At 48.1% G+C, this 26918-nt stretch carries 26 protein-coding genes and 1 riboswitch; of the genes, 16 read left to right on the forward strand and 10 right to left on the reverse strand.

The genetic code is table 11. The features are described 5' to 3' along the window. Positions 1-2 precede the first annotated feature (2 nt). The 5 genes from K9N75_RS12220 to K9N75_RS12240 all read left to right on the forward strand — a co-directional run bounded on the left by K9N75_RS12220 (position 3) and on the right by K9N75_RS12240 (position 4966). Entirely contained in the window at positions 3-968 is a 966-nt protein-coding gene (locus K9N75_RS12220; RefSeq protein WP_039186571.1) for a glycosylasparaginase, read from the forward strand. Next, positions 961-2436 carry a M17 family metallopeptidase gene (locus K9N75_RS12225; RefSeq protein ID WP_039186568.1) on the forward strand — a complete coding sequence of 492 codons (1476 nt, stop codon included), beginning with the start codon at positions 961-963 and terminating at the stop codon, positions 2434-2436. The genes K9N75_RS12220 and K9N75_RS12225 overlap by 8 nt, the downstream gene beginning before the upstream one ends. 1 nt (position 2437) lies before the next feature. Continuing rightward, positions 2438-2749 (forward strand): PTS sugar transporter subunit IIB, encoded by a 312-nt coding sequence (locus tag K9N75_RS12230; protein WP_008813630.1) that lies wholly within the window; start codon positions 2438-2440, stop codon positions 2747-2749. Between the two features lies 1 nt (position 2750). Then, positions 2751-3062 (forward strand): PTS lactose/cellobiose transporter subunit IIA, encoded by a 312-nt coding sequence (locus K9N75_RS12235; RefSeq protein ID WP_039186566.1) that lies wholly within the window; start codon positions 2751-2753, stop codon positions 3060-3062. Positions 3063-3394: 332 nt separating this feature from the next. Beyond that, the gene (locus K9N75_RS12240) at positions 3395-4966 is read left to right on the forward strand and encodes an EAL domain-containing protein (RefSeq protein ID WP_102961587.1); all 1572 of its coding nucleotides are present in this window, start codon (positions 3395-3397) and stop codon (positions 4964-4966) included. 60 nt (positions 4967-5026) lie between these two features. Here K9N75_RS12240 and K9N75_RS12245 read toward each other — a convergent pair whose 3' ends face one another. Continuing rightward, entirely contained in the window at positions 5027-6586 is a 1560-nt protein-coding gene (locus K9N75_RS12245; protein ID WP_130961174.1) for a TerC family protein, read from the reverse strand. A gap of 689 nt (positions 6587-7275) precedes the next feature. On the opposite strand from K9N75_RS12245, the gene manX reads away from it, so the two are divergent. The 5 genes from manX to mntP all read left to right on the forward strand — a co-directional run bounded on the left by manX (position 7276) and on the right by mntP (position 11470). Then, complete coding sequence (gene manX, locus K9N75_RS12250) at positions 7276-8235, forward strand: PTS mannose transporter subunit IIAB (protein WP_008813634.1); 960 nt, start codon at positions 7276-7278, stop codon at positions 8233-8235. A 65-nt stretch (positions 8236-8300) separates the two neighbouring features. Beyond that, positions 8301-9098 carry a PTS mannose/fructose/sorbose transporter subunit IIC gene (locus K9N75_RS12255; protein WP_008813635.1) on the forward strand — a complete coding sequence of 266 codons (798 nt, stop codon included), beginning with the start codon at positions 8301-8303 and terminating at the stop codon, positions 9096-9098. A 15-nt stretch (positions 9099-9113) separates the two neighbouring features. Then, complete coding sequence (locus K9N75_RS12260) at positions 9114-9977, forward strand: PTS mannose transporter subunit IID (protein ID WP_004094906.1); 864 nt, start codon at positions 9114-9116, stop codon at positions 9975-9977. 63 nt (positions 9978-10040) lie between these two features. After that, positions 10041-10499 carry a DUF986 family protein gene (locus tag K9N75_RS12265; RefSeq protein WP_008813637.1) on the forward strand — a complete coding sequence of 153 codons (459 nt, stop codon included), beginning with the start codon at positions 10041-10043 and terminating at the stop codon, positions 10497-10499. A gap of 180 nt (positions 10500-10679) precedes the next feature. After that, positions 10680-10890, forward strand: a riboswitch (yybP-ykoY riboswitch). A 7-nt stretch (positions 10891-10897) separates the two neighbouring features. Continuing rightward, entirely contained in the window at positions 10898-11470 is a 573-nt protein-coding gene (mntP, locus tag K9N75_RS12270) for a manganese efflux pump MntP (protein WP_008813638.1), read from the forward strand. Between the two features lie 51 nt (positions 11471-11521). Here mntP and rlmA read toward each other — a convergent pair whose 3' ends face one another. Next, positions 11522-12334, reverse strand: a complete 813-nt coding sequence (rlmA, locus tag K9N75_RS12275; RefSeq protein WP_224451667.1) for a 23S rRNA (guanine(745)-N(1))-methyltransferase — start codon at positions 12332-12334, stop codon at positions 11522-11524. Positions 12335-12504: 170 nt separating this feature from the next. Here rlmA and K9N75_RS12280 point away from each other — a divergent pair, with 170 nt between their 5' ends. After that, positions 12505-13212, forward strand: coding sequence for a purine nucleoside phosphorylase YfiH/LACC1 family protein (locus tag K9N75_RS12280; RefSeq protein ID WP_224451669.1), 708 nt, complete (start codon positions 12505-12507; stop codon positions 13210-13212). A 68-nt stretch (positions 13213-13280) separates the two neighbouring features. On the opposite strand, the gene cspE is transcribed toward K9N75_RS12280, so the two are convergent. Continuing rightward, positions 13281-13490, reverse strand: a complete 210-nt coding sequence (gene cspE / locus K9N75_RS12285; protein ID WP_004094893.1) for a transcription antiterminator/RNA stability regulator CspE — start codon at positions 13488-13490, stop codon at positions 13281-13283. A 41-nt stretch (positions 13491-13531) separates the two neighbouring features. Continuing rightward, entirely contained in the window at positions 13532-13648 is a 117-nt protein-coding gene (locus K9N75_RS12290; RefSeq protein WP_071603098.1) for a DUF2627 domain-containing protein, read from the reverse strand. A gap of 753 nt (positions 13649-14401) precedes the next feature. Between K9N75_RS12290 and pagP the strand changes: the two genes are divergently transcribed. After that, positions 14402-15007, forward strand: coding sequence for a lipid IV(A) palmitoyltransferase PagP (gene pagP, locus K9N75_RS12295; protein WP_008813641.1), 606 nt, complete (start codon positions 14402-14404; stop codon positions 15005-15007). A gap of 70 nt (positions 15008-15077) precedes the next feature. Here pagP and cysB read toward each other — a convergent pair whose 3' ends face one another. Together cysB and topA are read right to left on the reverse strand one after the other, a co-directional pair. Beyond that, a complete protein-coding gene (gene cysB / locus K9N75_RS12300; protein WP_166713251.1) occupies positions 15078-16052 on the reverse strand; it encodes an HTH-type transcriptional regulator CysB in 975 nt (324 codons plus the stop codon). 431 nt (positions 16053-16483) lie between these two features. Then, a complete protein-coding gene (topA, locus tag K9N75_RS12305; protein WP_008813642.1) occupies positions 16484-19081 on the reverse strand; it encodes a type I DNA topoisomerase in 2598 nt (865 codons plus the stop codon). Between the two features lie 435 nt (positions 19082-19516). Here topA and K9N75_RS12310 point away from each other — a divergent pair, with 435 nt between their 5' ends. Beyond that, a complete protein-coding gene (locus K9N75_RS12310; RefSeq protein ID WP_004094879.1) occupies positions 19517-19768 on the forward strand; it encodes a YciN family protein in 252 nt (83 codons plus the stop codon). A 79-nt stretch (positions 19769-19847) separates the two neighbouring features. Here the strand turns inward: K9N75_RS12310 and sohB are convergent, their stop codons facing one another. After that, positions 19848-20894 carry a protease SohB gene (sohB, locus tag K9N75_RS12315; protein WP_039186541.1) on the reverse strand — a complete coding sequence of 349 codons (1047 nt, stop codon included), beginning with the start codon at positions 20892-20894 and terminating at the stop codon, positions 19848-19850. Positions 20895-21181: 287 nt separating this feature from the next. Here sohB and K9N75_RS12320 point away from each other — a divergent pair, with 287 nt between their 5' ends. Both K9N75_RS12320 and cobO read left to right on the forward strand, forming a co-directional pair. Then, entirely contained in the window at positions 21182-21943 is a 762-nt protein-coding gene (locus K9N75_RS12320) for a YciK family oxidoreductase (protein ID WP_224451676.1), read from the forward strand. A gap of 69 nt (positions 21944-22012) precedes the next feature. Beyond that, the gene (gene cobO, locus K9N75_RS12325; RefSeq protein ID WP_224451677.1) at positions 22013-22603 is read left to right on the forward strand and encodes a cob(I)yrinic acid a,c-diamide adenosyltransferase; all 591 of its coding nucleotides are present in this window, start codon (positions 22013-22015) and stop codon (positions 22601-22603) included. 53 nt (positions 22604-22656) lie between these two features. Here the strand turns inward: cobO and K9N75_RS12330 are convergent, their stop codons facing one another. The 3 genes from K9N75_RS12330 to rluB form a co-directional block, all read right to left on the reverse strand. Beyond that, complete coding sequence (locus tag K9N75_RS12330; RefSeq protein WP_185922162.1) at positions 22657-23259, reverse strand: adenosylcobalamin/alpha-ribazole phosphatase; 603 nt, start codon at positions 23257-23259, stop codon at positions 22657-22659. Positions 23260-23295: 36 nt separating this feature from the next. Then, the gene (cobS, locus tag K9N75_RS12335) at positions 23296-24033 is read right to left on the reverse strand and encodes an adenosylcobinamide-GDP ribazoletransferase (protein ID WP_008813647.1); all 738 of its coding nucleotides are present in this window, start codon (positions 24031-24033) and stop codon (positions 23296-23298) included. A 160-nt stretch (positions 24034-24193) separates the two neighbouring features. Next, entirely contained in the window at positions 24194-25147 is a 954-nt protein-coding gene (gene rluB, locus K9N75_RS12340; protein WP_008813648.1) for a 23S rRNA pseudouridine(2605) synthase RluB, read from the reverse strand. A 111-nt stretch (positions 25148-25258) separates the two neighbouring features. Here rluB and K9N75_RS12345 point away from each other — a divergent pair, with 111 nt between their 5' ends. Further along, positions 25259-26914, forward strand: coding sequence for a site-specific integrase (locus K9N75_RS12345; RefSeq protein WP_224451678.1), 1656 nt, complete (start codon positions 25259-25261; stop codon positions 26912-26914). Positions 26915-26918: the final 4 nt, after the last annotated feature.

A 26918-nucleotide genomic window follows, 5' to 3' on the forward strand; every position in this document is an offset into this window, starting at 1 on the left:
ACATGTGGGGAATGATCGCAACATGGCGCATGGCGCTCGAAGGCATCATCAGCGCCAGCGAAACGTTAAAGAATGGAGAAAAATCAGCTAAGGCGGTGGTTAACGCCGTTGCTGAAGTGGAGGACTTCCCATTCTACAAATCCGTTGGCTACGGCGGTTTACCCAATGAGAATGGCGAAGTCGAGCTAGATGCGGCCTTCATGGATGGCGATACGTTGGCCTTTGGCGCGGTCGGCAATTTGGTTGACATTGCTAATCCGATTCGCGTGGCTCACGCTCTGAGCCGCGAGCGCTTTAACAGTTTACTCGTCGGTGTAGGCGCCCGTGAATGGGCGCTTAGCCAAGGTTTTCCTGAGAAAACCATGCTAACCGAACGCGCCCTGCAGCATTATCGTAAACGCTGTCATGAGACTATCGATCGTGGTCTGAGCCCCTATGATGGCCACGATACCGTAGGCATGATCGGTTTGGATAAGCGCGGATCCATGAGCGTGGCGACGTCCACCAGCGGACTGTTTATGAAACGTCGCGGCCGCTTGGGCGATTCTCCGATCATTGGTTCTGGATTCTATTGTGACAGTCAAATCGGTGCTGCCACCGCCACCGGCGTTGGTGAGGATCTGATGAAGGGCTGCACCAGCTACGAAATCGTCCGTCGTATGGAAGGCGGCATGTCGCCACAAGACGCTGCTGATTCCGTCATCGGCGAATTGGAAGACAAACTGATGGCACGCTTTGGCCGCGTTGGCGATTTGTCCGTCGTGTGTATGAACCGCCTCGGAGAATTTGGCGTATCCACGAATATCCAAACATTTTCATTCGTCGTCGCTACACGCGACTTGCCAGCCACCGTTTATTTAGCCGAGCGCCGGGACGATCACACCCACTACGCCCCTGCTGATGAACAATGGATGGCTGATTATGCCGCGCGCATCCGTGCCCCTATCGGAGAACCTCAATATGATTAAGTCTCAGGTAACCAGCGACTATTCAGTATCCGCAGACGCTGATAGCCATTTGATTTCATTTCCTAGCAGTATTTTACTGGCTCAGGCAGGGCTCCACGTCGAACTACTATGCGCATTGCAGAAAGACGCATCCACCTCCGTGGCAGACTGCTCTTACGGTTGTCACCCTTTTGGTCGTGTTACCTTGCTGCCAACCGACCATGGGTTCGATTACCCGAGCCACAAACTGCAAGCGGCGCTGCGTCCTCTACTGCGCAAAACCCACTGTTCTGCGCTCACCGTTGACTGTAGCCTGTGGGATACTGAAAGCCAAACGGACCGCGCACAACTCACTTCTCTTTTGATCTTCTTACTTAATCTTGATTATCAGTTGAGTGATTTGGGTTTAAAAAGCACGACGATACAAAACCAACGTATTACGCAACTCACGCTCTGGTGCCAGCCACACCATCAAACCTCGTTGGAAAAATTGCTGCGGGAAGCAAAGGCAACATCCGTCGGAATGATGGCTGCGCGTCGAATTGCTGATTTACCGAGCGATCGCTGTACTCCCGAATTTATCGTTACGGAAATAGAAAAACTGATTGCGCCTTATCGCTCTCTCCGCTGCGAAATTCTGGAAGAAAATCAGATCAAGTTACAGGGTTTAGGCTTGCTGCACGCCGTGGGTAAAGGTGCTAGCAATCCGCCCCGGCTGATGATTTTGCGCTATGAAGGACGCGATCAAGGGCCATTTAGTGCCTATGTGGGTAAAGGCATTACGTTCGATACCGGCGGACTATGGCTGAAAGGCGGTGACGGCATGTATACCATGAAATACGACATGTGCGGCGCCGCCAACGTCTTTGGTTTGCTTATCGCCGCCGCCGAGCTGAAATTACCAGTGCGTCTGATTGGTGTATTGGCACTGGCAGAAAATATGATTGGCCCCGACGCTATGCGACCAGGTGACGTTGTCACAAGTTATTCTGGCCTGAACGTTGAGATCAACAATACCGATGCTGAAGGCCGACTGGTGCTGGCCGATGCCATCGCCTATGCCAGTAAACTCACCTTAGACGATCAGCAGCCACAGTACATTATCGATATGGCCACACTCACCGGTGCCGTAGTGAAAGCGCTCGGATATGACCTTACCGGCTTATGGAGCCAGAACCAAGAACTGAGCCACAAACTGACTCAGGCAGGGCGAGAAGTTCGCGATGAAGTCTGGTCATTGCCCCTCGACGCTCGTTTCGCGCCGCAGGTAGAAAGCGCCATTGCTGACGTGTGCAATACGCCAACCAATAATGCCGCCATCAGCACGTCGGCAGCCTATTTTCTGAGCCGTTTCTGCCCAGACGATATACCTTGGGCGCACCTAGATATCAGCGGAACCGCGTTGTGGCGTGAACAGGGCCGCAGCGTGGCTTCTGGACGTCCAATCCCCCTTTTAATGCAGCACTTGCTAAACGATTTGGAGAAATAACATGAAAAAGATTCTGTTGGTGTGCGATTTAGGTATGTCTACCAGTTTGATGGTCAAGAAGATGCAAGAAGCAGCGAAAAGCCGCGGTATTGATGTCGAGATTTGTGCCAAGTCCGTTCGCGACTATAAAACCTGTGCCGCTGAATTTGACGTTGCCCTACTCGGCCCTCAGATCCGCTACAAATTGCCCGAGTGCGAAAAAATCGCGCAGGAACAGGGTAAACAAATCGCCTGCATTGACATGATGGCCTATGGCACCATGAAAGGCGACAAAGTTTTAGATCAAGCGCTTGCTCTCATTGAAGGAGCTTAAGATGGATCTTGAAAATGAAGTCATGGAACTGATTGCGAACTCGGGCTATGCGCGCAGTTTGGTTTTTCAGGCTATCCGGTGTGCTCGTGAAGATAAGGATTTCGCTCAGGCAGAAACCTACATGCAGCAGGCGCAGGAAGCCTTATCGTCAGCTCACCATGTGCAAACGAAGCTCATTGAAATGGATGAAGGCACTGGAAAAATTCCTGTGCATCTGGTCATGGTACACGCACAAGATCATCTGATGAATGCCATTATGTTGATGGAGTTAGGGCGCGAGATTATCGCATTACATCAACAGATAGCGCATTAGTCTCCAAAACCATCCTTGTCCTCAAGGATGGTTTTCTTTCCCGTGAATACATATTTTATTCACATCGCAAAATAAAACACATAATCATAAATTATAATTAGTGAGAATTTTCTCTAAGTCTGTATATAAAACAACAGGCTTGGGTTGGATAATTCTTAATTAATCTCACTTTTACTCAGCCAACGTTTTTTATTCATTTCACAATATCGATTTTTCATTCATATTTACGTTACTATCCACGCACATTTTCTTTTCAATAGCTACACTTACGCAAAGAGTGAACCATTCATTGACGGTATGTTGGCTAGGATTTTCCTGTTAAGGGATGCCTGATGCGCTTTTCGAAAGTGGCAGTTAAAAAGTATCGTATCTATCGTTTATTCCTTGCCGCTGGAGCAGGACTATTTGCTTTTACGATTTCTATGGGGGGGCGCTATAGCCAAGAGCTTGATACCGTTCATTCAGCACAGCATAAAGCCGCTCTTTCTGCCGTAAAGCAAATCGATCATTTGCTCAGTTCAGCCAATGACATTTCTACTACTCATAATGAGCTGATCAATAGCACTTGCCCACAGGCACAGCCACGCTTGTTGAATATGTCTGTTCAATTGCAAACTGTACGGGCAATTTTGTTAGTCAAAGAGGGGCTTATTTTCTGCTCCAGCCTGTTTGGTCACCGAGATTATTCGCTGGGCACCATGTTTCCCCCTTTTGCAAAACCTGGCCACAATTTGATGCTAAAAGCGGCACTGCTGGTTAAGCGCGGCAGTCCGACGCTTATCTATTGGGTTCCCACCCGTACCGATCCCTCAAGCGGCATGATCCACGTTTTCCATATTGCTATGCTGTCTAACTTCATCCTTGAGCCACAAAAGCCCTATGTTGATTACATGGCGCTCAACGTTGACGGAAACACCTTAATTTATGGGCATAATAACATTCTGCGCACCGCTGAGATCACCGATAAACCTAGCGTGTCGCAGGCTTCTAGCCACTACGCCTATTCCGTTGGCGTGTTTTCAGATCCAGACTGGAAGTTAGCTTTGCGCTCGCTGCCGCAGCACATCCCTCTGTCATTGCTGGTATTTTTGCTTGCGGGGATTATTGTATTCATCGTTTCTGCTAACCGGATGAATTTGGCCTATCACATCTCTTCAGCCATTCAACGCAAGCAATTTCAACTATTCTGCCAACCCATCATCCAAACTCAGAGCGGCGAATGTGATGGCGTTGAGATCCTGCTACGTTGGCATGATGAGCGTCAGGGATGGATTTCCCCGGACATTTTCATTCCGTTGGCAGAGCAACACGGTCTGGTGCAGTCTTTAACGCGACACCTTCTCTATACGCTTGAACAAAATCAGCTTTTGTTCCCACAGACACCCGATTTTTACATCAGTATCAACATCGCTGCCGAACATTTTTCTCAGGGGCAAATTACGAAGGATTTAAAAAGCCTTTGGTATCAATCCAATCCTCAACCTAAGCTGATGTTGGAACTGACTGAACGCACCGAGCTTCAACAGGCTGATTATGAACAGCTACACGAACTGCGCGCGCTAGGTGCGTCTTTAGCGCTAGATGATTTTGGTACAGGGCATAGCTCACTCAGTTATCTGCAAAATCTGCATCCTGACGTATTAAAAATCGACAAAACTTTCTGCGCCACCATCGGTACAGATGCGATTAATGCCAAAGTCTTAGACAGCATCATTGCGTTAGGTAAGGAGCTCAAACTGAAGATGATTGTTGAAGGCGTAGAAACCCAACTGCAGGCACATTATTTGCGTAAATTAGGCGTGTGCGCAATGCAGGGTTACTTCTTTGCTCGCCCAATGCCAATCGCGGAGTTTCCCCAGTGGCTGATGCGCCATCAAGCCAGACATAAAGATACCGTGCAATAGCTTATCGATGTTTACCCCCCGAACCGAGGGGTAAACATTTGATTCGACTAGCTCTGACGATTATTCATCACCGAACTCTGAAGGCTGCGCGATTCGCTCAATGTGAATCAGCTCAATACGGTAGTCCTTCACCTCCATCACTTGGAAGCGTAAACCGTGCAGCTCAAGAACTTCACCAGCCTGCGGCATCTGATCAAAATGAGCCAATAACAGCCCCGCGACCGAAGCGCAATCTGACGAAGACTCGCTCACTAAGCCATCCCAGCCCAGCATTTGTTCCAAGGTGTGCAGATCCGTCCCCCCCTTCACCAACCAGCCATTTTCCTGTACCACGACGTCTGGGGTTTCATCTTCATCGGGGAATTCACCGGCGATTGCTTCTAGGACATCAAGCGGTGTAACCACCCCCTGAACCATACCAAACTCGTCGCTCACGATCACCAGCCTACCTTTGGCCTGACGTAACACGCCGAGTACATTGATAACATCCAAACTTTCCAATACCACAATCGGCGCGCTTCGGGCGGCAAATTCAGCCACGGAAACACCCTCATCCAATGCGACCAGCAGGTCTTTCGCCCGCACAATTCCCACCAATTGATCCAGCTCACCGTCGCACACGGGAAATAAACTGTGCGGCGTTTCCAACAACTGGCTGCGGATCTCCTGCGGCGAGCGTCGGCAATCAACCCACGTAATTTCATTACGCGGCGTCATGATAGTACGCAAAGAGCGGGATGCGAGCGTTAACACGCCACTGATCATATAGCGCTCTTCGGCAGCAAACGTTTCTTCTTCTTTAGCCACCACCACATCTTCACCGCGGTGCCCATTTTGCTTGTCCTTCCTACCGCCCATCATATTGATAATTGCCTCGGCGGTACGCTGGCGCATCGGGCGACGGCGTTCATGTTTGATGTAGTTCCTGCGCGCAATCTGGTTGAACATCTCGATAAGGACCGAGAACCCGATGGCGGCATACAGATAGCCTTTCGGAATGTGCAGGCCAAAACCTTCAGCCAGCAAACTCAGGCCGATCATCAGCAAGAAACTCAAGCACAGCACGACAACCGTTGGATGCTCATTGACAAAGTTGGTCAACGGCTTAGAAGCCAACAGCATTATGGCCATTGCGATAACCACCGCGCACATCATCACCGGCAGACTATCAACCATACCCACCGCCGTAATAACGGCATCGAGTGAGAATACGGCGTCAAGAATGACAATCTGCACCACCACAGACCAGAAGCTGGAATACCCTTTGTTATTCACTTCATGGGTATGCCCTTCCAACCGCTCATGTAACTCCATGGTGGCTTTAAACAGTAAGAACAGCCCCCCGACCAGCAGGATCAAATCTCGTCCAGAAAAGACAAAATCGCCTACGCTAAATAGCGGGCGCGTTAATGTCACCATCCAAGAAATCACCGACAACAGCGCCAAACGCATTAGCAGCGCTAACGATAAACCGATGATACGGGCTTTATCGCGCTGCTTTGGCGGTAGCTTGTCTGCCAGAATCGCGATGAATACCAGATTATCTATGCCCAGAACAATTTCGAGAACCACCAGCGTGAGCAAACCCACCCAGATTGACGGATCGAGTAAAAATTCCATGTTTTATTCCGCGTGAATGAGAAAAGAGAGTTGTTGAACGGTAACCGAATCCTGCTGAGCACCACGTTTCAGCTTTACAGCACACATCGCCCATGGCGCTGAGATCCAGAGGCGGCATAGGAGTCGTGCGGTAAGATGAAAGTATGCATTCAGCGAAGATAAGCCACGGAACAAAACATCACCGGGCATAGGGGAGTGACAAGAGGAAGAGAACAAAATTAAATGGCGTCGGGGACGGTCCATACAGTGGGTTTAACCCAATACTCCTGATTGTGATAAGGAAGTTAATGCTAGCAAGAAATAAAGCGCGCCAAAAGAGTCTCGGCGCACACATTTTGTCATTTTTTGTCAATACTCTATTAATACTATTGCGCATAAATCAGGCATCTAAAGATTTCTGATACTTTACATGTGCTAATAGCAGATGGTCGTCACATAAATTATTTTTTTACTGACTAAAATAAATAGCGCTGAATGGGATTTGGGATTAATCGCCTGAATCGATTCATGAAGCTAACTGATTGATACTTAAGAGACTTAGCATTCATCAGTGAGATCCAAGAATTATTTGGCGAGCAGTTACTCCACAAGGACGTATCTACAAACGGTTTTTTGACTTAATTCCATGCTACGAAAGTGAGTTATTTCGTACCGTAAAAGCATGCTAGCAAGTAGAGAGGAGGTAGCGAGTGAGTATTGCTATTATCATCGGCACTCACGGGGCAGCGGCTGAGCAATTGCTCAAAACCGCAGAAATGCTGCTAGGCGAACAAAGTAACGTTGCCTACATCGATTTCGTTCCCGGTGAAAATGCTGAAACGTTGATTGAAAAGTACAACGAGAGACTGACCCATCTGGATTCCAGTAAAGGCGTCATTTTCTTGGTTGATACTTGGGGTGGAAGTCCTTTCAACGCGGCTAGCCGCATTGTGACGGACAAAGAGAACTATGAAGTTATCACCGGCGTTAACGTTCCGATGCTGGTCGAAACTTTCATGGCTCGCGACGACGACCCTAGTTTTGACGAGTTGGTTGCATTAGCGCTGGAAACTGGCCGTGAAGGCGTTCGCGCCCTACGTGCCAAAGAACCTGAACCTGCCAAGCCACAGCCTAAACCGGCTGCGCCGAAAGCACCTCAGGCTCCAATGAGCCCTGAAGACCACATGAAGATCGGCTTGGCTCGTATCGATGACCGTCTAATCCATGGACAAGTTGCTACTCGCTGGACGAAAGAAACTAACGTAAGCCGCATCATCGTGGTAAGCGATGAAGTTGCTGCCGACCATGTGCGCTCTACCCTGCTTAAGCAGGTTGCTCCTCCAGGCGTTACCGCTCACGTGGTTGACGTCGAGAAAATGATCCGTGTTTATAACAACCCGGCTTACGGTCGCGACCGTGTCATGCTGCTTTTCACTAATCCAACCGACGTAGTTCGTTTAGTTGAAAATGGCGTGAACATCACGTCTGTAAACATCGGTGGTATGGCTTTCCGTCAAGGTAAAACCCAGATCACCAACGCAGTATCCGTAGACGAAAAAGACATCGAAGCGTTCAAAAAATTGGATGCACGCGGCATTGAATTGGAAGTCCGTAAAGTTTCCAGCGATAGTCGTCTGAAGATGATGGAATTAATCAATAAAATGAACTAACGCTGAATCGCGCATTTGCCGATTCGTGTTTTTAAACTCAGCTCTTTGGTTAGAGGAGAAGTGCAATGGAGATTACAACTCTTCAGATTGTACTGATATTTATTGTTGCGTGTATTGCAGGGATGGGCTCCATCCTTGATGAATTCCAGTTCCACCGTCCGCTGGTTGCTTGTACCCTGATCGGTATCGTTCTGGGTGATATGAAAACCGGTATTATCATCGGTGGTACTCTGGAAATGATCGCTCTGGGTTGGATGAACATCGGTGCAGCAGTTGCACCTGATGCGGCTCTGGCCTCCATCATCTCCACCATTCTGGTTATCGCCGGCGGACAAAGCGTAGGTGCAGGTATCGCACTGGCAATTCCACTGGCGGCTGCGGGACAGGTTCTGACCATCATCGTTCGTACTATCACCGTGGGCTTCCAGCACGCGGCCGATGGCGCGGCTGAGCGTGGCGACCTGCGTGCGATTAGCGTACTGCACTGCTCTGCGTTAATTCTGCAAGCGATGCGTATTGCTATCCCTGCAGTCGTTGTTGCTATCTCCGTAGGTACTGATGCTGTTCACACTATGTTGAATGCTATCCCTGAAGTCGTGACCTCTGGTCTGGCTATCGCGGGTGGTATGATCGTCGTTGTTGGTTATGCGATGGTTATCAACATGATGCGTGCTGGCTACCTGATGCCTTTCTTCTATTTAGGTTTCGTTACCGCTGCGTTCACCAACTTCAACTTGGTTGCATTGGGTGTTCTGGGTCTGATGATGGCAATTCTGTACATCCAGCTCAGCCCTAAATACAACAAATCTCAAGTTGTACAGGTTGCTGCCGGTAATAACGACCTTGATAACGAATTAGACTAGGAAAGGGTGAGAGAAATGGTTGATACAACATCATCAGTTGCAACTCCAAAAACTGAAACGAAACTCACCGCAGGCGATCTGCGTGGCGTATTCCTGCGCTCTAACCTGTTTCAAGGTTCATGGAACTTTGAACGTATGCAAGCGCTGGGTTTCTGTTTTTCCATGGTGCCGGTTATCCGTCGTCTGTATCCAGAAAACACAGATGAGCGCAAGCAGGCCATTAAACGCCATCTAGAATTCTTTAACACCCATCCATACGTTGCGGCCCCGATTTTGGGCGTAACCGCTGCAATGGAAGAACAGCGTGCCAACGGCGCTCCGATTGACGATGGTGCCATCAACGGTATCAAAGTTGGTCTGATGGGTCCGTTAGCCGGTGTGGGTGATCCTATCTTCTGGGGTACCGTACGTCCTGTATTCGCTGCGTTAGGCGCGGGTATTGCGATGACCGGCAGCCTGCTGGGTCCAGTATTGTTCTTCGTACTGTTCAACCTGGTTCGTCTGCTGGTTCGTTACTATGGCGTTGCTTACGGCTATAAGAAAGGTGTCGATATCGTTGGCGATATGGGCGGTGGCTTCCTGCAGAAACTGACGGAGGGGGCATCGATCCTAGGTCTGTTTGTTATGGGGGCCTTGGTGAACAAGTGGACGCACGTGAACATTCCACTTGTCGTCTCCCGCATCACTGACCAAACCGGTCATACGACGGTGACAACTGTCCAGACTATTCTGGATCAGTTGATGCCTGGCCTGATCCCACTGCTGCTGACATTCGGCTGTATGTGGCTGCTGCGTAAGAAAGTCAACGCACTGTGGATCATTATCGGTTTCTTCTTCATCGGTATCTTCGGTTACTGGATCGGTCTGCTCGGTCTGTAATCGCTGGAATAGCCGGATAGGGTTCGCCCTATCCGGCTTTTTTATTTTGTATCTGGAGTATCCATGTCTTTAACTGATATCGCACTGCTGGCTTTTATCCTGCTATTCCTGCTTTATGCCACCTATGATGAATTCATCATGCCAAAGCGTAACGGGAAAACGCTATTACAGGTTAATTTAAAGCGTCGTAATAAAGCCGATAGTGGAATATTTGTTGGATTATTAGCCATCCTCGCCTATCAAAATATCACCAATAATGGTTCAAACTTCACAACCTGGTTACTCTTTACGCTCGCTATTATTGCCATTTATGTCTTTTATATTCGTTGGCCAAAGATCCTATTTAAAGATAGCGGCTTTTATTATGGCAACGTATTTATTTTATACAGCCGGATAAAAAATATGAACATGTCAGAAGATGGCTATCTGGTTATCGATTTAGAAAAGCGTAGATTGTTGATTCAAGTGGCAAAAATGGACGACTTAGAACAGATTTTGAAGTTTTTTGTCGAACATAAATAATCTATCTTTTCACCGTATAGATTAATTCGGTGCATTTAAATAGTTATTTGCACCGAATTTTATCTTGGCTCCAACTGCATTTTTCTCTCCCCTCCCTCATATATAATAATAATTATCATTAGCATTGGTTTCCCGTAAAAAATATGACGTTGTTATTCGCAATCAAAATAGAGTATGATCGCTGCCGTCAATTTGGGGAGTAGCCGGCGTTCGGTCTGAACCGTATTCAGCCTTAGAACGCGCTCGTGTCAACATACTCGTTCTTAGCTTAGAACGTGGTGCGAGCAGCCCACCTGTTTTATAAACACGTGCGGACAGGCGAGACCATAGACACGTAGCTCCGTCGTAAGGTTGGGGGTGGGTTACGTGTATATGGAACACCCGGCCGAGTCATTGTCATGAATTTATCTGCAACCGTTATCCTCGCTTTTGGCATGTCCATGGACGCTTTTGCTGCGTCAATTGGTAAAGGTGCCGCCCTGCATAAACCTCGTTTCCGTGAAGCAATCCGCACAGGCCTAATCTTTGGCGTTGTTGAAGCCATTACACCGTTGATTGGCTGGGGCATCGGTTTGCTCGCAAGCCAATTCATTATGGAATGGGATCATTGGGTCGCTTTCGCCCTGCTCTTTGTGCTGGGCAGTCGCATGGTTTATGAAGGATGGAAAGGTAATCAGGACGAAGGCGCTGAGCCCGTTAGACGCCATGGTTTTTGGCTATTGGTAACGACAGCGATTGCCACCAGTTTGGATGCCATGGCGATTGGCGTTGGTCTTGCTTTCTTACAGGTCAATATTTTGCATACTGCCATGGCCATTGGTTTAGCCACCATGATTATGGCGACGCTCGGTATGATGATTGGCCGATTTATTGGGCCGCTGCTCGGGAAACGCGCTGAGATTTTAGGTGGTGTAGTACTGATCGGGATTGGCTTCACCATCCTGTACGAGCATATTGGTCCGTTTTTCTGATTATCTGATGTGTAAGCCCGCGATATGTGGGCTTTTTTATCAGTTTACCATCTAGAGACGCTGATATACCCGAATCGCAAAATCGGTTTCGCAATCAAACTCAGCGCAGTTTTTCAACCTAGCAGAGACATCAGGTGTTGCTCTCCATGCAAAGGGAGTCATCTGCAACAGATTCGCCGCTTGTTCACCCGGTAATTGCATGGTGTAGGACAGTTGCCGATCGTCTATCAGCGTAAACCCCGCAAACTCTTCCACGTTTTCCGCATGCAATTGCACACTGTCATAAACCTGCGCTTTCAACTGGTATAAATGACGCGGCGCAGGTGACACTGTCACTAATATCCCCTCTGGTGCAATCACCCGAGCCAGCTCTTCCGCCTTACATGGCGCATATATGCGAACAACGGCGTCCATTGATGCGTCGGCATACGGCAGTCGATGACTTGAGGCTACGCAGAAAGACACCGTTGGATAGCGCTTAGCCGCGTAGCGAATTGCCACCTTCGCGATATCCAGTCCGTATACGTCTATATTTCGCTGATTAAACTGCTTAGCAACTTCAGCGGTGTAATACCCCTCTCCGCATCCAATATCAAGGATACGATGCGTCTGAGCGGGCATATGAGTATCAAGAGCAGCACATACGGCATTGCGCAAAGGCTGATAGTAATTTTGATCAAGAAACGCGCGTCGTGCCTGCATCATTTCCGCGCTATCACCAGGCTGCTTGGAATGCTTGAACTGAACGGGCATCAAATTCACATATCCCTCTTTCGCACAATCAAACTGGTGATTATTGGCACAACGCCATTGATGATCGTTTTTTTCCAGCGACTGCTGGCAAAGAGGACACTGATAAGGCATTAGATTTCCCGAGTACGGACGTTAAAGCCCAACAGTCTAAATAACGCTAGTCTGGGATGCAACCAAGTCAGCCGTTGTTATCTAGAGTAATTGCCTCAACGCCTCTTTCCTCTACGGCGATTTATCCCTAAGCTGAAAGCACAGTATTTACCCATGTGTTAAGGACACCTATGGAGAATCCACGGTTAGAGGACATCGCTGCCATCCGATATGGGTTTGGGCATAAAACAGCGCTGATGCCAAGCGCTCTGGTACCGTTTCGCGCTTCAATGCCAGAGAAAAAACAGGTGCACGGCATTCGAGTCGTGGACGTTGTCACTCCAGCTCAACAATGCGGAGAGTGCGATGCGCTTTATACGCGAGAGCCCGATATATTGCTGACGATTCTTACCGCAGACTGCTTGCCTGTGATTTTCAGCCACAAAGATGGCTCCGCCATCGCCGTTGCTCATGCGGGCTGGCGTGGGCTATTAGACGGCGTTTTAGAGCAGGTTGCGGCGCGTATTGCGCAAGACGACGACGTGGCAAACTGGGTTGCAGCAATCGGTCCCAGCGCGGGCACATGCTGTTATGAGGTGGACGAGACTTTGGTGGAACGATTCCAGCAGGAATTACCTTATGACCCCTCGCTGATTTCACCCCGCTTTCGCCATTTAGACCTGGTGTCTATTGCGCAAGCCAAACTGAACGGGCTTGGATTCGCAAACGTTGAGAATCAATCTGAGTGCACGATCTGTACGCCTGAGAATCAGCCCGAAGCGAAAAACTATTTCCGTTACACCAGTTTTCGCCGTAACGCGCACCGCAGAGAAAAAGAACCTGAACATCCGGGGATTAAGGGGCGCAATCAATACTCGGGCCTGATCATCTTGCCCTAATCGTATTTTGTGAGATTTTAGGCATAAAAAAACCCGCATAAAGCGGGTTTTTAACAGCTGACGCTGCCTTAGATTGCAGTTACGTTAACTGCAGATGGGCCTTTCTGGCCATCTTGGATTTCAAACTCAACGTGCTGACCTTCAGCCAGAGTTTTGAAACCGTTACCCTGGATTGCAGAGAAGTGTACGAACACGTCTTTGCTACCGTCAGCCGGGGTGATGAAACCGAAACCTTTAGCTTCGTTGAACCACTTTACTTGACCTTTGATCTTAGCCATCTTGAGTATTTCCTTTGGATTGTTTAAACCGCCCTAGGGCGTTAGATAGACAAACTAGAGTCGTTACTGCTTGAGGCACTAAGATAAGAATCGGCAGAGAAGTGGTAGTCAACGCTATGGTCTTTACTCAGAACTTCTTTACTGAAAATGCCACACATATACAGAACTGTACCTCGTTTTACCCAGATGCGTTATCACACACTACGTATTCAATGGCAAGCCATTTTTATCCAGTGAACGACACGTCGCACAGAAATAAAACGGTCGGCGGAAAACTAAGCTAATTTGTGCCAAAAAGAGTTGCCACTCGCAGAATTTTCTGCTGCATGAAAACGCTTATTTGTGCACCGATTTATGCCGTTCTCCATCTCCTCCGTCACTACCTTTTTACGCTATTCTGACAGAGGAGTCACCTGTTCTAACGATGAAAATAACTAATAATAAGTACTTAAATGGAATATGTTTCGCATAATGTGAAGACGGACAACTTGCCACCTCCGCAAAATCAGAATTTGCTAAAAAATTGTTACATTTTTGCCTGTATCACACGATTGATATAATTTTTTATCTCCCAATTCAGCCTATTTGACTTCTTACTTCACGTCTTCGAAGCGATAAGAAGAATTAGTTAACTTGCTAACATCCTGTAGTCAAAGTTTTTTCTTCACAACGCAGCAGATAATACCATTAAGCTACCAAAAGTCCCTTCTGTCTGTGAGAGTCTCATTCCTCTCTTATCGCTATTAGGGAAATTCTGTAATTTAATATCGTTTATCGTTCATTCAATAAAATGTGTAATCTTATGATATAATTTTTAAACAATTATAAAATCACGCTATAGCGTAAACTTCTTATCGGGCCTCTCTGTACAGATTTATCCAAGTCAATAACTGATGTCGCTGAGAATAATAATGAATCTAGTAAAATCAGGCCGTTCTTATATCGGTTGTCTATCTCTATTGGCATCCTTTGCCGTTTTGGCTCAGGAACCATCGACAACAAATAAAACACAGGCCTCCCCCGCACCATCATCGCAAAGCAAAGGTTTTTGGGGGACATTCACCGACCAAGTAAAGCAAACTTGGGATGCAGACAACTACGAGCTTTACGTGCCTCTTAATACTTGGCATAACCGCGCCATGTATGACAAAGAGAAAACAGATAAGTACAACGAACGTCCATGGGGCGCGGGCTTTGGCGTCTATCGTTACGATGAAAATGACAACTGGCATTCTCTCTATGCCATGGCATTTAAAGATTCTCATAACAAAATAGAGCCCATTGTAGGTTACGGCTTTGAGTGGATGTGGATACCAGGCGATCGTGATGGTTGGCGTTTCGGTGCGGGCTACACCGCAAGTATTACCGCCCGTGATGATTATTCCTATATTCCGATACCAATTGTCCTGCCTTTGGTTTCCATTGAATACAACCGTTTCTCTGTGCAAACGACATATATCCCTGGAACCTACAATAACGGAAATGTTTTATTCACATGGATGCGTTGGCAATTCTAATTAAGAATTTTCTTTAAATAATACTCCATTAAAAAAGGAGCCTTTGGCTCCTTCTCTCATCAGAAAACACTTACTTTATCGGCAGCTTGATATCTTTGAACATCGCTTCAATCTCTTCATTAGAGCGCAGCGCCACTGCTGTATCTACAACATCTCGAGTGAGATGTGGCGCAAAGCGCTGAATGAAGTCATACATATAGCTGCGCAAGAAAGTACTACGGCGGAATCCAATCTTCGTCGTGCTATAGGTAAAGATATCGCTGGTATCAACGGTCACTAAATCGGGATCCTGCACAGGATCGACAGCCATATTCGCAATGACCCCAACACCTAAACCTAAGCGCACGTAGGTTTTAATCACATCCGCATCGGTAGCAGTGAAAACAATCTTAGGCGTCAAACCCGCACGATTAAATGCGGTATCCAATTCAGAACGACCTGTAAAACCAAAGGTATAAGTAACTATCGGGTATTCTGCCAGCTCTTCGATAGTAATCGAGGCTTTCCCTGCTAACGGATGATCGGGCTTCACAACGACCGCACGATTCCAGTGATAGCAAGGCAGCATGATCAAATCATCATAAAGATGCAGCGCTTCTGTCGCGATAGCGAAATCGGCATTACCCTTGGAAACCGCTTCAGCAATCTGCGTTGGCGAGCCTTGATGCATATGCAGAGAAACGCGCGGATAACGCTCTATGAATCCTTTAATCACCGGCGGTAATGCATAGCGTGCCTGTGTGTGCGTCGTCGCCACATACAGTGAACCTTTATCAGGGTAGGTATGTTCACCCGCTACAGCTTTAATTGCATCCACTTTGGACAGTACTTCACGAGCAATACGGATAATCTCCTGCCCCGCAGGAGTAACCTGAGTCAGATGCTTTCCGCTACGAGAAAAAATCTGGATGCCCAGTTCATCTTCCAACATACGGACTTGCTTACTGATGCCTGGCTGGGAGGTGTATAGCCCTTCTGCTGTCGAAGACACATTCAGATTGTGGTTCACAACTTCCACAATGTAACGAAGCTGCTGCAATTTCATGGTTAATTACCATCCTAGGTTAAAACTTGACGCGATGGCAGTCTGGATAGGGGCACCCTTGGCAAATAGGCCAACACTTCAGCCAAGGGCTTTCTGTGCCGATTTAAACCCGTTTTACCCTACATTGACCGCAAGGTTAATAACTCAACAATCATTTAAATTGCTTTTATATAACCACTATATCATTTTGCGTCGATCTGTATAGGTCTGGTAACAAGATCATAACGAATTATTTATGGAATCTATTAAAATCGACTTACATTCAGCTCCCTCCCCATTCGCAGGATAGAGCAACAGGCATGCGATCAAAAAGTGAATACTTATTCATTTATTAGCGATCTATTTTGCGCCATTTTGAGTATTTTCGCATAAAAAAACCGGTCAGCATTCTGACCGGTTTTGATGTGATTCCAATGAAAAAAATCGACAGCTTATTTCTTAGTTTCGACCCATTTTCCGTCAACAAAAAATGCAGTCCAGCCCGTCGCCTTTCCATCTTTCTCTGAAGAGACATATTGCTGTTTTGTCTTACGACTGAAACGCACCATTGTCTTATTACCTTCAGGATCTTTTTGCGGTGCATCTGCAAGATAGCTTAACTTTTCAGGCAAGCGATCTTTAAAACGGGCCAATTCTTCCACCAATGGCGCACGAGTTTCACGCGATTTAGGGAAAGTATTCGCCGCTAAGAACACGCCAGCAGCCCCATCTCGCAAAACAAAGTAAGCGTCAGACTTTTCACACGGAAGTTCAGGTAAAGGAACCGGATCTTCCTTCGGTGGTGCAACGTCGCCGTTACGCAAGATTTTACGGGTGTTCTTGCACTCGTCATTGGTACAAGCCATGTACTTACCAAAACGCCCCATCTTCAGGTGCATCTCAGAACCACATTTTTCACACTCCACGATCGGACCGTCATAGCCCTTGATGCGGAACTCGCCCTCTTCAATCTCGTAGCCGTCGCAGGCCGGATTGTTACCACAGACATGCAGCTTACGCTGGTTGTCAATGAGGTAGCTATCCATCGCCGTGCCGCACTTCGCACAGCGACGCTTAGCACGTAGTGCGTTGGTCTCGGCATCATCGCCTTCCAACACGTTCAGTACTTCAGCCTCAGGAACGAGATTAATGGTGGTCTTGCAGCGCTCTTTCGGCGGCAGCGCATAGCCGGAACAGCCGAGGAACACACCGGTACTTGCCGTGCGAATCCCCATCTGGCGTCCACAGGTCGGACAAGCAATACTGGTCAGAACCATTTGATTCGGGCGCATACCGCCGTCTTCGGGATCTTTTTCAGCCACGGAAAGCTGCTTGCTAAAATCTTGGAAGAAACCGTCTAGCACGTTTTTCCAATCTTCTTTCGCATTCGCGACCTGATCCAGTCCATCTTCCATATGAGCGGTGAAATCGTAGTTCATCAACTCGCGGAAGTTCTCTTCCAAACGATCGGTGACGATCTCCCCCATTTTTTCAGCGTAGAAACGACGGTTATCAACACGCACGTAGCCACGATCCTGAATGGTTGAAATAATCGCCGCATAGGTTGATGGACGTCCAATGCCACGCTTCTCCAACTCTTTAACCAAAGACGCTTCGCTAAAACGCGCTGGCGGCTTGGTAAAATGTTGGCTTGGCAGCAGTTGTTGCAGCGTTAAATCACTGCCAACTTCCACGAACGGCAGCGTGCGATCTTCATCACCTTTACGCAACTGCGGAAGAACTTTAGTCCAACCATCAAAGCGCAAAGTACGCCCTTTTGCCTTCAGCGTATAATCACCCGCTTTCACTGAAATCGTGGTGGAATCATATTTTGCAGGCGTCATCTGGCAAGAAACAAACTGGCGCCAAATCAGCTGATACAACTTCTGCGCATCAGCTTCCATATCTTTTAACTGCTCAGACAGCACGTTCACATCCGAAGGACGAATGGCTTCATGCGCTTCCTGAGAGTTGTCTTTGCTGGCGTAGGTATTCGGCTCTTTCGGCATATACTTCTCGCCGAAATTTTCCCCGATATACTCGCGAACCATGTTCACTGCATCCTGACTCAGATTTGTCGAGTCGGTACGCATATAGGTGATATGACCCGCTTCATACAGACGCTGAGCCATCATCATGGTTTTCTTCACACCGAAGCCCAGACGCGTACTGGCAGCCTGCTGCAACGTAGAAGTGATAAACGGCGCAGAAGGCTTGCTGCTGGTCGGTTTATCTTCACGATCCAACACCGTATAACGCGCTTTTTCCAGTGCCTTGACTGCAGTTTGAGTCTGCTCACCGTTGACCGGTTTGAATGGCTTATCGTTGTGATGAGTCACCTGCATCTGCAAGGCAACTGCATTCTTATCGTTCAAGTCAGCACGCAGTTCCCAATACTCTTCAGGAACAAACGCTTTGATTTCACGTTCACGATCGACCACTAAACGAACCGCGACAGACTGCACTCGCCCTGCAGACAAGCCACGTGCGATTTTCTTCCACAGCAGTGGAGAAACCATGTAGCCAACAACACGGTCCATAAAGCGACGCGCCTGCTGTGCATTAACGCGGTCGATATTCAGCTCGCCCGGTTTATTAAATGCCTGTTGGATCGCGTTCTTAGTGATTTCGTTAAATACCACGCGGCTATAGCGACTTTCGTCACCGCCAATCACCTCACGCAAATGCCACGCGATAGCTTCCCCTTCGCGGTCAAGGTCGGTTGCGAGATAGATATGGTCGGCTTTTTCCGCCAATGTTTTTAACTCAGCAACAACCTTTTCTTTACCTGGAAGTATTTCGTAGTGCGCTTTCCATCCGTGATAAGGATCAACGCCCATACGATTAACCAGCGCTTCGCGCTCATTTTTTTTAACTTTAGGCTTCGCTTTATTTTCGGCGGAGGCTGCGCCCTTTTTACTGGCTGAACCACTAGTCGGCAAATCGCGGATATGACCAACGCTGGATTTAACCACGTAGTCGTTACCCAGATACTTATTTATCGTTTTGGCTTTTGCCGGGGACTCAACTATTACGAGAGCTTTACCCATAATTACCTTTACCTGAATGAATCCTTCTGTCTCCAGAAGCCTTTGTTCGCCGTTACCGTAGCGATTGATAAAATTCTTTTTTATATTGCGGCAGACCGCGCTGAGATCAAGCCATTTTTTCAAAAATCGCGCTTAACTGCTCAACACCGCTGCAATTTGCATCCCTTAAAGTAGGATGAGCAATTTCGCAACCCTCTGACATGCGGAACTTTTATTCAACATAACGATGATTCGCTCCGCCAAAGGCTAGAAAAGCCCTCACTCTACCCGATTGAGAACATCACGCAACTTAATTAGCACGGAATGGAGCTTTTTACCAATTATCAGCCAAAACAGAGATCAAAATGCGGTGATAGTTTGCGATACCCCTCATGTCCGCAGTACTATATTAGGCAGGTTTATTAATAGACAACGTCATTTGTTGGAGAACGAAAAATGTTCGGTGAAACAACCCCAATCAAACGTGAAGCTCTACTGGCTGAAGCAAACCAAATCATTAAAGAGCACGAAGATTATATGCAGGGTATGGAAGCGACCGAAGTCGAGCAAAAAGGCGACGTGTTAGTATTCCGCGGTGAGTTTTTCTTAGATGAGGATGGAATTCCAACTCGCAAAACAACGGCCGTGTTTAATATGTTTAAACATCTCGCGCACGTATTATCAGAAAAATATCATTTAGAAGATTAATTAATCATTCAGGATATTTTTCCAAAAAAATGCCCCATATAAAGGGGCATTTTCATTTCTCGATTTATCGCATTGAAAATCAAATGTCGTGGCGTTGACTACGCTGCCACCAGCGGAGCATAAGGCGGTCGGCACTCTCTGCTGCGCTATTGGTAAAGCGCTCCATCATGCGTTTGCGACGGGTATAACGCACCCCGATCACATCATGGTTTTCCATCTCAGCAATCAGCAAATCATCGCTGGTACCAACGGAATCCACCAAACCTTTATCTTTGGCTTGGATGCCATACCAGTGCTCGCCGGTAGCTACCGAATCAATATCCAGAGAAGGACGCTGTTGGCTAACAAATGATTTAAATAACGCGTGTGTTTCATTCAACTCTTCGCGGAATTTCTCCCGCCCCTGCTCGGTATTTTCACCTAAGAGCGTGAGCGTTCGCTTAAATTCGCCAGCGGTATGCAGTTCTACATCGATATCATTTTTCTTCAGCCAGCGATTGAAGTTTGGGATTTGTGCCACAACGCCAATTGATCCAATGATGGCAAAAGGCGCAGCCACGATGCGATCGGCAACACACGCCATCATATAGCCACCGCTGGCCGCGACTTTGTCTACGGCAACGGTCAGTCTAACTCCAGCTTGACGCAGACGCTGTAGTTGGGATGCCGCTAAACCATAGCCATGCACGACACCGCCCGGGCTTTCAAGACGCAATAATACTTCATCGCCCTGTTTAGCCACCGCAAGGACTGCGCTAATCTCTTCGCGCAAAGAACTCACTTCGTGAGCATCCATGCTGCCTTTGAAATCGAGCACATAAAGGCAAGGCTTTTCTTTAGCCGCAATCCCCTGCTTAGCTTCTGCCTTACGCTGTTTGGCTTTTTCTTTATCCTGCTTTTTCTGCAACTTATACCATGCTTTCAGCGAGCTATCGTCCATCCGCGCTTCCTGCATGCTACGCTGCATATCGCGATACTGCTCACCCAAGTCTGTTAGCTGCAACTCACCGCGGCTCGCTCCCTTTTTATGTCGCAGGCTGACAAACAACACTATCAGCGCACCGATTGCGATCACAAAGGTCATCACCTTCGCCAAAAATAGGCCATACAAGGATAACCATTCCACATTCACCGCCTTGTTTGAGTACTAAAACTAAACCATCCGCACTGCCGACCGTGATGAGAGATAAATTCTCTTAAGCCGCAATACGCTTTTTCAGTATGTAACATACTGGCAGGTACGCTATTTTCAAGTACCTTAAACGTAAACACCCTGTAAATTCAGCACGTAATGCTTGCTCTAGGAACAATACCATTGACCATACGCCTTGCAATAGTCCAAGATCGTCGCAGATTCGTTACAGTATATAAACAATTTATACCCCAATATGGCGCGGAGTGAGGAATTACAATATGCACTATCAGCCCCAGCCTGAACTCTTACATAATCGTATTATTCTCGTTACCGGCGCAGGTGATGGGATTGGCCGAGAGGCGGCGCTCACCTATGCCCGTCATGGGGCTCAACTCATCTTATTAGGCAGGACGTTAAGTAAGCTGCAGGCAGTTAAGCAGGAGATCCACCAGCTCGGTTTAGTGCCTGCCGCAACCGTGGAGTTTGATCTATTAACGGCCGCGCCCGCAGATTATCAAAAACTTGCTGATGAGCTCGCTGCGGCCTATCCGCACCTAGATGGCGTACTCAATAACGCCGGTCTGCTAGGCACCATCAACCCGCTGGCAGAACAAGATTACCAAGAGTTCTGCGATGTGATGCAGGTCAATGTTAATGCCTCACTCCTGCTAACTCAGGCCGTGTTGCCTTTGCTGTTGAAATCGCCGTCAGCCTCACTGATTTTCACTAGCTCAAGCGTTGGCAGAACCGGACGCGCGGGATGGGGGGCTTATGCTATTTCAAAATTTGCTACCGAAGGCATGATGCAGGTTTTGGCCGACGAATATAAAAATACCCATCTACGGGTAAACTGCATTAATCCAGGCGGTACCCGAACCAGTATGCGCGCTTCGGCGTTCCCAGATGAAGATCCACACAAGTTAAAAACGCCTGCAGATATTATGCCGCTCTATCTCTATCTCATGGGCAATGATAGCCGCCGCAAAACCGGTATGAGTTTTGATGCCCAGCCGGGGCGAAAACCGGGGCCTGCCGAATAACCTATTCGCCGCACCCTTTTTGACTACAAAACCGCAGCATTGCCATACATTAGTGGGTTAGGAGATAACATGTCTGAAGATCGTCACCAGCAGCGACAACAGCGTATTAAAGCAAAAGTGGATGCCCGCATTGCCGCCGCACAAGAAACTCGCGGTATCGTGATGATTTTCACCGGCAACGGCAAAGGCAAAAGCACGGCGGCGTTTGGCACCGTGGCACGTGCGGTAGGACACGGACATCGCGCTGGCGTTATTCAGTTTATTAAAGGCACATGGGAAAACGGCGAACGTAATTTACTGGAACCTCACGGCGTTGAGTTTCAAGTGATGGCTACCGGTTTTACTTGGGAAACGCAAAACAAAGAAACTGATACCGCGGCTGCTGTGGCTGTATGGGAGCATGGGAAGCGAATGCTCAAGGATGAAACACTAGATTTGGTAGTCATGGATGAACTGACCTATATGGTCAGCTACGGTTATATCGAGCTAGAGGAGGTGCTGACAGCGTTGCAGCAGCGTCCTGCGCATCAATCCGTGATTATTACCGGCAGAGGCTGCCACCGCGAGCTGGAAGCGCTTGCCGATACGGTCAGCGAAGTCCGTCCGGTAAAACACGCGTTTGAGTCTGGAATAAAAGCACAGAAAGGAATCGACTGGTAAACCGGTAGAAAGAGGCCGGCATGTGCGGCCTCCTTTTTGTATCTATTGGCTATTTAACTCGACGCCTTTCCACTATTGTTTAAACAATAAATCACGCTAAAACCATCGCGGTAGTCAATACGACTATGGCAGCCCTGTTCAATACGAAAATGCCACATTGCGCGCGCTTCAAGTTGCAGCAACTGAGTACAGATCAGCGATAACACGCCTTGATGCGCGACGATCAGCACCCGCTGTTTTGCATGTCGTTGCTGAATTTCCGCCAGCGCATGGCGTACGCGCGCCGAGAAATCGCGAAACCCCTCACCTCCCGGTGGAACGGTTCGTTGCCAGTCGGCACACCATGCTGCATAGTTTTCTGCGTCTTTTTCCTGCAACTCTCGATGGTGGCGCAGTTCCCACTCACCAAATGCCATCTCGTCAAGACCGGCATGCGGTACGAACTCAGCATCGGCGCCGAGGATATGGCGCGCAGTTTGCTGAGTACGTTGTAAACGACTGGTATAGACGGCATCAAATGACAGTGAAGCCAGCTGAGCCTCAACGGCTTTAGCCTGTTGTTCGCCCAACGAGGTTAGAGCAAGATCGCTACTACCGCAGTAAACTCCATCAAGATTAGCCTGAGTCTGACCATGACGTACCAGATATAGCTCCATCCCTGCTCCTTAGACCCAGTTTAACCCCAGCAATACTCAGATAACGGCGAACAAGAATACTAAGCCAAATAGCTCATTGCCTGCACCGAGAGTATCACCGGTTTGTCCACCAATGCGCTTATTGATAAAGCCACGATAGAGTAAGGCAAACAAATAGGTGATGATCGCCGCTAGTCCGCCGTGCCAGTTGGCAAACCCGAGCGTCATCAGTAAACCAATAACCAACGCAATAACATAGTGTTGTCCACCAATTTTACCGATATACAGATTTCCCATACCATTTTCGCGCGCATACTTCTGCTGATACATTAACACCGGCAGTAAGGCGCGGCTCAGCGCCGGAGCAGCCACCAGCAAGGTATAGACGTTATGCCCCGTTTGCGTGAGCTGATAGATAATCAATATACGAGCCACAATGACAAAGATTAGCGCCAACGCGCCATTTGAACCAATGCGGCTATCGCGCATGATCTCAAGGATGCGTTCACGTGGACGCGCAGAGAAAATTCCGTCGCAGGTATCCGCTAAACCGTCGAGATGAAAGGCACCAGTCACCAGCGTCGTCGCCAACACCGCCGCTACCGCCGCCAGTAAAGGGCCATAGACCGGTAAAATCACAGCAAAGGCCAGCGCACTCAGCAGCCCTACGATCAGCCCCACAAATGGGAAATACACCACGCCCTTGGCGTAGTCATTCATGTCTAGATTATCTGTCCAGCGAGCGGGGACGGGGATGCGGGTCATAAACTGCAATGTGGCGAGAAATAGTTTCATTGTTGCAAGTCAGTCCATGTAGTCGAAAGCAAAAACGTGAGTATTAACTCTCTGATTGTCATCTATATTAATACCAGTCTCTAGACAGATGCCAGATATAAAAAAACCGCAGCGAATCAACGCTGCGGTTTCGATGACATCAAAAGACTAAACGATATAATTAGCCGCGCTTAGCGCCCCTGTTTGACGTGCCTTTATTGGCAGCAGAACCTCGGGTTGAAGAAGTTCCTTTATTAGCAGAACCAGAACGGCGGTTAGGTGCAGCCGCTGCTGCGCTCCCGCCTTGACCATGACGCTTGACTGCACGACGGATCTGGTTTGCTTTCATACGGCGACGCTCACGCTCGACCGGCAATTTACTCACCGTCTCGGCATCCAATTCAACCAATTCACGCAGATAGTTGATATCGTTTAGTGGCAGTTCAGCCCAGCCGCCACGCGGCAAACCTTTAGGCAGAGGTAAATCACCATAACGTACGCGGATCAAACGGCTAACCTGAACGCCAACGGCTTCCCACAGACGACGAACTTCACGGTTACGCCCTTCTGTCAACGTCACGTTGTACCATTGGTTAATCCCTTCTCCACCTTGGAAACTGATGGTTTTAAATGACGCGGGACCGTCTTCCAACTGTACGCCACGGCTCAGTTGGCGAATTTTCTCATCGTCAACCTGACCAAAAACACGAACCGCATATTCGCGTTCAACTTCACGGCTTGGGTGCATCAAACGGTTTGCCAATTCACCATCGGTGGTGAACAGCAATAAACCTGACGTATTGATATCCAAACGGCCTACCGCGATCCAGCGAGAACCGCGCAGCTTCGGCAGACGATCAAACACCGTTGGACGACCTTCTGGATCGCGACGGGTACACAATTCGCCTTCTGGCTTGTAATAAGCCAAAACGCGGCAAACAGATTCGGTGGATTCACGGATAGAAACAACGCGTCCGTCGACACGAATTTTCATCGCCGGAGTAACCTCAACACGGTCACCAAGCGTTGCTAATTTACCATCAACGCTGACACGGCCTTCTTTGATCATGGCTTCGATTTCGCGGCGTGAACCATGACCCGCATTAGCAAGAACTTTCTGTAACTTTTCGCTCATTGAGCAACCTCTAATGTCGCCTTCACAGACGTCAACGTATACTATACTTTCAATCAGTTACGGCCGCTAACGCCATAACCCTATAATCTTGCACACATTTTGGAACACAGCATGTCAAACAAGGTGTCACACAAACTGTCACACACGATACAGCGTGGCCGGACATTCTACACAAATTTTAGAGTTAATGATTCTAAAAAGTTTGTTCGTTTATCGCTCAATACTGACAGTCTGAAACAAGCCCAAGTTACCATGTCCAAAATGGCCCCCTACATCCCTTTGGTTCAGTCTGGGGCGATGTCCGTAGAGGAGTTCAAAGGGAAGTTGAACGGAATGCGTGAGCTTACCAAGCAGGATCTAGATACGTTCCTATTGAGGATGCTTGAAGCGGATATCTTTGAAGCGGAATCCTTACCAATGATAGGTAAAATAGCTAAAGAGATGGGGATGCCAATTGATGACCCCGCAGCAGCAGCGTCGGCGGCTGGTGAGTACGCAAAATCAGCAATGTCTTGGGTCTATGAAGGAAAGGAAGGATCAGAACAACTCATCAGAGCTAATTTCTTGCATCAGAACATTGACCCTTCCTGCCTTGCCAATGAAATATCTGACGCCTCAATAACCTTGGACATGTCTAAGGCAAAGCTCTACCAAGCTTACCAAGCCTTCTATGATGGTGATTTCACCAAGCATGAGCAGTTGGTTAGCTCGCTAAAATCAAAGTTACCGACAGTCTCCGCCAGTAAGCAGCGGATATCATTAAGTGACAACGTCACCATAGATGCAAAAGATAACACCTATCCTGCAATCAAGTTATCCGAAGCTTGGAAAATGTATGTTGCCGACAAGGGGCAGAAATGGCGGCGGGCTGTCGCTGGTGAGAATCAACGCTTCTATGAAGTTTTGCTCTACGTGGTGGGAGATGTCCCGGTAGACAGCATCACTAAACAGCACATTAGAGAAGCCTTGCTGGTTGCTAAAAATCTCCCTACTCGAACCCATAAACCCTACTCTAGTATGAACCTAGCAGAGTGCATCGCCTATGATGTTCCTGAAGAGGATCTGATTTCGAGTGAGCACGTTCACAAGCACCTCAAGATCTGGCGCTCCCTGTTCAAGACATACCTTGTCGACCACAAAGACATCCTACATACATCCCCGACAGATGGGATCAGCTACGAGGTAACCCCCAACCGTGGTGGACACTATAGCGCCAGTGAAATGACGAAACTGAAAAGCGCCTTAGCCGCCATGCCAGTTACAGATTGGAGGAGAGATTATTTCCTGACCATCATCTATACAGGTGCCAGACGTGCAGAGATTGCCGGTATTTGTAAACACCATATAAGGCAGGATGAGGAAACAGGACGCTGGTACATTTTCATTGAGGGCGGCAAGACTGACCACGCACAAAGACAGATCCCAATCCATCAGGCGTTAGAGGGTGTCTTGCTTAAACGGGTTGCCACACTGTCAGATGATGATCTAGTGTTCGCAGGTCTGCCGGATTACACCTCAATAACTAACAGTTGGGTTGCCGTCATGGATAACCTCGAGATTCCGACCTATGATGAGTTTGGATTAAAACGCCGAATTCACAGCATACGTCACACGTTCATCAGTACAGCTATCGCCAGTGTCTCAAACGCGGCTTTGGTACAATTCGTTGTGGGCCATAGTCGGACCCAGTCGTTGGGAATTACCTCTCGATACACACACAGGCCGTCGCTCAAAGAGCTTTTGTGTGTTGTTGATTGTATCAGATGATATG

This window comes from Hafnia paralvei (genome assembly GCF_020150375.1).
GTDB lineage: Bacteria > Pseudomonadota > Gammaproteobacteria > Enterobacterales > Enterobacteriaceae > Hafnia > Hafnia paralvei.

Coding starts and splice junctions, on each gene's coding strand:
- K9N75_RS12220 (WP_039186571.1), top strand. CDS start 3: ATGTGGGGAATGATCGCAACATGGCGCATGGCGCTCGAAGGCATCATC.
- K9N75_RS12225 (WP_039186568.1), top strand. CDS start 961: ATGATTAAGTCTCAGGTAACCAGCGACTATTCAGTATCCGCAGACGCT.
- K9N75_RS12230 (WP_008813630.1), top strand. CDS start 2,438: ATGAAAAAGATTCTGTTGGTGTGCGATTTAGGTATGTCTACCAGTTTG.
- K9N75_RS12235 (WP_039186566.1), top strand. CDS start 2,751: ATGGATCTTGAAAATGAAGTCATGGAACTGATTGCGAACTCGGGCTAT.
- K9N75_RS12240 (WP_102961587.1), top strand. CDS start 3,395: ATGCGCTTTTCGAAAGTGGCAGTTAAAAAGTATCGTATCTATCGTTTA.
- K9N75_RS12245 (WP_130961174.1), bottom strand. CDS start 6,586: ATGGAATTTTTACTCGATCCGTCAATCTGGGTGGGTTTGCTCACGCTG.
- K9N75_RS12255 (WP_008813635.1), top strand. CDS start 8,301: ATGGAGATTACAACTCTTCAGATTGTACTGATATTTATTGTTGCGTGT.
- K9N75_RS12260 (WP_004094906.1), top strand. CDS start 9,114: ATGGTTGATACAACATCATCAGTTGCAACTCCAAAAACTGAAACGAAA.
- K9N75_RS12265 (WP_008813637.1), top strand. CDS start 10,041: ATGTCTTTAACTGATATCGCACTGCTGGCTTTTATCCTGCTATTCCTG.
- mntP (WP_008813638.1), top strand. CDS start 10,898: ATGAATTTATCTGCAACCGTTATCCTCGCTTTTGGCATGTCCATGGAC.
- rlmA (WP_224451667.1), bottom strand. CDS start 12,334: ATGCCTTATCAGTGTCCTCTTTGCCAGCAGTCGCTGGAAAAAAACGAT.
- K9N75_RS12280 (WP_224451669.1), top strand. CDS start 12,505: ATGGAGAATCCACGGTTAGAGGACATCGCTGCCATCCGATATGGGTTT.
- cspE (WP_004094893.1), bottom strand. CDS start 13,490: ATGGCTAAGATCAAAGGTCAAGTAAAGTGGTTCAACGAAGCTAAAGGT.
- K9N75_RS12290 (WP_071603098.1), bottom strand. CDS start 13,648: ATGTGTGGCATTTTCAGTAAAGAAGTTCTGAGTAAAGACCATAGCGTT.
- pagP (WP_008813641.1), top strand. CDS start 14,402: ATGAATCTAGTAAAATCAGGCCGTTCTTATATCGGTTGTCTATCTCTA.
- cysB (WP_166713251.1), bottom strand. CDS start 16,052: ATGAAATTGCAGCAGCTTCGTTACATTGTGGAAGTTGTGAACCACAAT.
- topA (WP_008813642.1), bottom strand. CDS start 19,081: ATGGGTAAAGCTCTCGTAATAGTTGAGTCCCCGGCAAAAGCCAAAACG.
- K9N75_RS12310 (WP_004094879.1), top strand. CDS start 19,517: ATGTTCGGTGAAACAACCCCAATCAAACGTGAAGCTCTACTGGCTGAA.
- K9N75_RS12320 (WP_224451676.1), top strand. CDS start 21,182: ATGCACTATCAGCCCCAGCCTGAACTCTTACATAATCGTATTATTCTC.
- cobO (WP_224451677.1), top strand. CDS start 22,013: ATGTCTGAAGATCGTCACCAGCAGCGACAACAGCGTATTAAAGCAAAA.
- K9N75_RS12330 (WP_185922162.1), bottom strand. CDS start 23,259: ATGGAGCTATATCTGGTACGTCATGGTCAGACTCAGGCTAATCTTGAT.
- cobS (WP_008813647.1), bottom strand. CDS start 24,033: ATGAAACTATTTCTCGCCACATTGCAGTTTATGACCCGCATCCCCGTC.
- rluB (WP_008813648.1), bottom strand. CDS start 25,147: ATGAGCGAAAAGTTACAGAAAGTTCTTGCTAATGCGGGTCATGGTTCA.
- K9N75_RS12345 (WP_224451678.1), top strand. CDS start 25,259: ATGTCAAACAAGGTGTCACACAAACTGTCACACACGATACAGCGTGGC.